5 protein-coding genes and 2 pseudogenes are annotated in these 4348 nt (G+C 34.8%); all 7 read right to left on the reverse strand.

Going from position 1 to position 4348, the window contains the following annotated elements:
* Positions 1 to 43: 43 nt before the first annotated feature.
* The 7 genes and pseudogenes from CP368_RS09220 to CP368_RS09250 all read right to left on the reverse strand — a co-directional run bounded on the left by CP368_RS09220 (position 44) and on the right by CP368_RS09250 (position 4177).
* Entirely contained in the window at positions 44 to 613 is a 570-nt protein-coding gene (locus CP368_RS09220; RefSeq protein ID WP_233185875.1) for an ATP-binding protein, read from the reverse strand.
* 195 nt (positions 614 to 808) lie between these two features.
* Positions 809 to 1192: a PTS transporter subunit EIIC gene (locus CP368_RS09225; protein WP_098043829.1), complete on the reverse strand. Its 384-nt coding sequence runs from the start codon at positions 1190 to 1192 to the stop codon at positions 809 to 811.
* An 8-nt stretch (positions 1193 to 1200) separates the two neighbouring features.
* Positions 1201 to 1524, reverse strand: a complete 324-nt coding sequence (locus CP368_RS09230) for a hypothetical protein (RefSeq protein WP_143468320.1) — start codon at positions 1522 to 1524, stop codon at positions 1201 to 1203.
* Positions 1525 to 1557: 33 nt separating this feature from the next.
* The gene (locus CP368_RS09235; RefSeq protein ID WP_098043827.1) at positions 1558 to 2190 is read right to left on the reverse strand and encodes an MFS transporter; all 633 of its coding nucleotides are present in this window, start codon (positions 2188 to 2190) and stop codon (positions 1558 to 1560) included.
* Positions 2183 to 2829: pseudogene (locus tag CP368_RS09240) on the reverse strand (GyrI-like domain-containing protein). The gene CP368_RS09235 and the pseudogene CP368_RS09240 overlap by 8 nt, the downstream one beginning before the upstream one ends.
* 9 nt (positions 2830 to 2838) lie before the next feature.
* Positions 2839 to 3042: pseudogene (locus CP368_RS10910) on the reverse strand (hypothetical protein).
* Between the two features lie 19 nt (positions 3043 to 3061).
* Entirely contained in the window at positions 3062 to 4177 is a 1116-nt protein-coding gene (locus tag CP368_RS09250; RefSeq protein ID WP_098046015.1) for an ATP-binding protein, read from the reverse strand.
* Between the last annotated feature and the right edge of the window lie 171 nt (positions 4178 to 4348).

Raw genomic sequence — 4348 nt, forward strand, 5'->3', positions numbered from 1 at the left:
TCCCGAAAGGCATCCTAAATCTCACAGCCGTTTACACAAGTTTTTATACTGAACCAACATTTTTAGGTACCCCCGTCATCATAATATTAATAGGGTACTCCTTTAGCACCATTATCTGATAAATAGAAGCCAAATTAACAATTTCAGGAGTTTCTTTAACTTCATCTATTGCAATCAATAGAGATTGATCATGCTTTTTTAATACTTTTAACATTTCTTCTAATAAAACTTGATAAGTAGACTGAGGATTAGAAACATGCACTTCAAGTTCAAAACCAAATGCTGAGAACTTCACCCCATCAATCCTATCTAGTGCTTTTTTAATTGTATTATTAGCTTCCTGATAAATACTCTGAATTAAGGTGGCAAGCAAATCATTAGTCATAGCTAAATAGATAACGAGCCAATTATTCTTCTGTTCTAATGTGGAGGTTATATCAGCTAACAAAGAAGTTTTTCCTACGCCACGCATCCCATAAATCATTGAAGTTTGATAAGGACCTGTTCCACTTTCAAGTGATTGGACTATATCTTCTACTATTTTCTGTCGCCCTAAATATATTTTTGGTACCTTACCAAAGTTAGGATCAAAAGGATTATTCATGTTAGTCATTATTTTAATCCACCTACTTTTATATCTTTTTAGTTCTTGAAATTTATTTTAGATCTCTTTAGATCTTCTGTCTATTTTTAGATCTCTTTAGATCTTATAAAATTTCTTTTAAGATAAAAAAGAAGCTACTCATGTGGAGTAACTTCTTTTACTTAAATCTTTGGTTTTTATAATTTTATTTAAAATTTACGGTAATTAAGCTTTCTTAGCATTCTTTTGTTCTTCGGCAACAGCCTTATTATCGGCAATCTTGAAGAATGGGAACCAAATCAAAGTACTTAAGACTACTACAACCATAGCGATGATAAAGAATGGAATACCACCTGAGAAGAATGCTTGAACAACACCAGGCATAGTCCATGGTAATTGAATAAATGGGTTAACAGTAGCATGGAACAAATCAATCAATCCCCAACTTACCAAACCATTAATGATAGGTTCAAACAGCATTGGTAAGAAGAAAACAGGGTTTAACATAATTGGCATCCCGAATACCAATGGTTCATTAATATTGAACAATGCTGGTACTCCGGCCAATTTTAACATTTGTTTGTAGCGATCAGATTTTGCTCTAAACATAGAAATAATTAAACCGATTGTAGCACCCTACCACCAAAAGCACTGTTTAAAATGACAGAAAGCATTGCCATGGTGACGTATGGCATTGGTTGACCAGCCTTAAATGCATTCTGGTTAACAATACCGTTAGCAATGATAATTGGCATTACAATACCATAAACCATGTTAGGGTGAATACCAAAGAACCATAAAACATTAGCCAAGGTGTAAATAGCAATAATACTAATTGGAGAAGCAGTAAATGTCTGAAGTGGTGTTTGAACCAATTTAGTAACACAATCAAAGATGTTACCAAATGCAGTATAACTAAATGCTCCTCTAATTAAAGTCATTAATACCAAAATAATTCCGGCAATTAATGATGGCTAAAGTGAAGCTGAAACATTAGGTGGAACACTGTCAGGCAATTTAATTACGATATTCTTTTTATTGAGGAATACGTAAAGCATCCCGACAACCCAACCAACAAGAATAGCAACAACCATACCAGATGAACCAAGGTAATTGGTACCAAATGCTGTCACTTGAGTCAACTTAGCGTGCGGCCCAAAGGCCACGGCACAAGCGGTAATCATCGTCCCGATCCCCATCATGAAGCCGAGTTTTTCTTTAGGTACTTCAGCTAAGATAATGTTGTACATCAGCGGCAAGCCTATACCGGTACCGATTCCTTGCAAGACTCGATCCACTAACAAAAGGTCAAACCATGGAGTAACGATATCAATCAGCAAACCCACTATGAATAACGAAACTCCTAGAATAAAAATACTTTTAGTAGGAATTCGCAATCTAATCTGAGAACTAATCGGTACAATCGTCGCAATCACTAGCAACACCAAGGTGTTAACCCATTGAACTTGATCGGTAGTAATCGCAAAATCTCTGGTCAAGATTGGAAAAGTAACTGTCGTTGCCGTTTCGTCAAGGATTCCCAAAAACGAGAGCATCCCTGCGGATAAAATCGCCATCACCAAACGTGGCGTAACTTTTTTAGTCATTGTTCATCTTCTTTTCTTTAACAGGCAAGCGAATAATCGTTTTTAAATTTTCCACCTTCGTGCGCTGAGGATTTGATAAGTAAATTTCATGATGACGCCGCTTATCCGAAAAATCTAATTTCAAATTATTTTCAGTAATAAATTGATGCATCTTGTCGATTGTAGCTGGCTCATCATCATAACTGCCATGATGCATGATTTGCACGCATTTTCCTTCAGTCAAAGTAAGTAATTTAACTGGTGAAAAATCCAACCCCTTCTTAACTGCAGCTTCTTTTTTAGTCCAAGTCAAAACATCATCTGTCACAAAATCAGGCATCCGAATGTAGGAAATGAAATTGAACTTTTCTTTGTGAGCATAATCAATACCTTCAACGCCATCTTGCCACCAAAAGCCTTCAAGCGGTGGAACCACGAAGTCGAAATAATCTTTAATCTGATGTGAGCCTTTTTTACTCATTTTAATTGTATAGGCTAGACTATACAACAATTGTAGATCCTGCTTGTATTCTCCGCCCTCTTGATTGGGATCACCTTGACCTTGAACAGCTAGATATTGCATCTGCGGAACATCAACCAATTCAGGCTTCTTGCCCGAACGATAGAATTTTTTTCTTCTTTTTTAAAATCGTAAGCCATATTCTGCCTCTATAGTTGATGAAATTTAACTGTCTTATTCTTAAGTGAAATTTTCTTCACTTTAAAGCCATAATCAGGCAGTTCTTTCTTATAACGTAAAAATGAATGGTCGATTGGTAGACCCGCTGCTTTTTAAACCTCATCAAATGAGAGCTAAAAGTCGCCAGTTTTGTTGTTTTTAATATATTGCCATAATTGATCGTATTTACTCATATCTATATCTTCACTTTCTTTAAGCTAAATGTTCTAAATTATATTTTTCCACAAACTCTGCAAAAAATGGCAGTGCCAGTTGAACTACTCCTCTTTCAGGTGAAGTAATCAACTGATCATCTAGCAAGCGTGCGCGATATACTGAAATATAGTTAATCGGTTTATGCAAAATATCTTGCAATTGCTTTGTTGTCACCCAATTGGTTCCAGCTTTAATCATCGCATTAATAAAGTCACGATCGGTTTTAGAAATGTCCATATACATTCTTTCATAAGCATTTCTGAATAAATCTTTTTTAGTGGCCTCTATTGTCTGCTTTAAAACCCCCTCATCTAGCTGCAAATACTCTTGACTAAAACGCCAGGCATAGTAACCAATAGTTTGAAAAGCATAAGCGTAGCCTTTTACCGCACGACTCATTTCATCTAATACCATGAAGTCAATTTCACGTTTACCTTTAGTAAATGCCTTCTCATAGCTAGCGGTTATTGTTTCCTCATCTAACGGAGATAAGTAAATCCGATTGCTACGCAATAAAAAAGTAAGAGTATTATCATTCTGTACTTCAGAAATTCTGCTTGGTAATCCTGTCATTAATAATGAAATATCATATTCATCACCAATTAAAGTTTGATATTCTGATCCAAAGGCTCGCACATCATCACTAATTTCAATTTCATCAATGCCAATCAAAATAGATTTGCCTTGCTTTTTTAAGCGACTCAATAAAATAGAAATATATTCATCATAATCAATTTGCTGAGATTCTTGTAATGCTTGCCAGGTAATACCATTGCCCATAATATTTAAGCTTTTAACATTCTTTAATAAATCAACTAATGAAAGCCCTGCTGCTCGTTGAAGACCATGCATTAATTGGAATAATAGATTACCTTGCCCATTGTTTAAACGAATGAATATCCAATTGTCTAATTTCTCTAAAGACCTTTGAACATTTAAAAGAAAAACAGTTTTTCCCGATCCTCTCGTTCCATACACCAAAGACGTTTGATATTTAGCATCATGTGTTTGCAGTCCTGTCAAATAATCGGTTAATGCTTCTTGTTGATCAATGATAATTTTAGGAAAACGTCCAAAACTAGGCATAAACGGATTTAACATTTTTTCTTCCATAAGATTCCTTTTTATAGAGTTTTTATAATCAAAATTTACGTTTTATAGAGTTTTTATAATTATTATCTTTTATTTTATACTTCTTTTATAATTAACTCAATTTCTCACTCTGGCCAGTAAGTGTCAATGTTTTTGCGGTAGCCTTTAAACCATTAGTCTAACCTTAATTTC

This window comes from Lactobacillus sp. UMNPBX17, assembly GCF_002553735.1.
Lineage (GTDB): Bacteria > Bacillota > Bacilli > Lactobacillales > Lactobacillaceae > Lactobacillus > Lactobacillus gallinarum.